Origin of the sequence: Enterococcus sp. 3H8_DIV0648 (assembly GCF_002140655.1) — a bacterium.
Taxonomy (GTDB): Bacteria; Bacillota; Bacilli; order Lactobacillales; family Enterococcaceae; genus Enterococcus_A; species Enterococcus_A hulanensis.
Genome location: NZ_NGLG01000001.1, coordinates 169,671 through 170,543 on the forward strand (window position 1 = coordinate 169,671; position 873 = coordinate 170,543).

General features: G+C 37.6%; 1 protein-coding gene. It reads left to right on the top strand.

Features of this window, described 5'->3' with window-relative positions; translation table 11 throughout:
* Positions 1-120 precede the first annotated feature (120 nt).
* Positions 121-684, top strand: coding sequence for an elongation factor P (gene efp, locus A5875_RS00855; RefSeq protein ID WP_088931858.1), 564 nt, complete (start codon positions 121-123; stop codon positions 682-684).
* Positions 685-873 lie beyond the last annotated feature (189 nt).

Consider the following 873-nt stretch of genomic DNA (forward strand, 5'->3'; position numbering starts at 1 on the left):
AGTAAGTATAGGGGTTATTTGCTACAATAATAAAGGTTCATTTTATAGTAGAATCATGCAGGGACGAATGTTCACGCAGCAGAATTCGAACGTATAAAATAAGAAGAGGAGTGCTTATTAATGATTTCAGCAAGCGATTTACGTGCAGGTATGACTTTCATTCAAGACGGAAAATTGATCAAAGTTTTAGAAGCCAGCCACCACAAACCAGGTAAAGGAAATACCGTTATGCGGATGAAATTACGTGATGTGCGTACAGGTTCAACGTATGATACAACTTTCCGTCCAGAAGAAAAATTCGAAAAAGCGATGATGGAAACAAAAGCTGTTCAATACTTATACAGCCAAGATGATGTTGCAATCTTCATGGATCTTGAAACTTACGAACAATATGAAATTCCAGTTTCAACGATCGAAGCAGAAATGAAATACATCCTTGAAAATATGGAAGTTAAAATTCAGTTTTACGGCGACGAAGTGATCGGATTAACACCTCCGACAACAGTTGTCCTAAAAGTCGCTGAAACACAACCATCAATTAAAGGTGCTACTGTGACAGGTTCTGGTAAACCAGCAACAATGGAAACCGGCCTAGTCGTAAACGTTCCTGACTTTATTGAAGAAGGCGAAATGCTGGAAATCAATACACAAGAAGGCACGTACCAAAAACGCGCGAATAAATAATCAAGAAAGGCTATGCGAACTCGCTCAGCTTTTGAGCAATAAGACTAAAATTTTGATAAGTCGCTTCTCAGACTTAACAAAATTTTCGCTTATTGCCGATAAAGCTAGTTCGCATCGCTAGACAACGAAAACTCTAGTATTAACACTTTTAAATTATTTAAATTTAAGTTCAAGGAAAACGCCCTGATT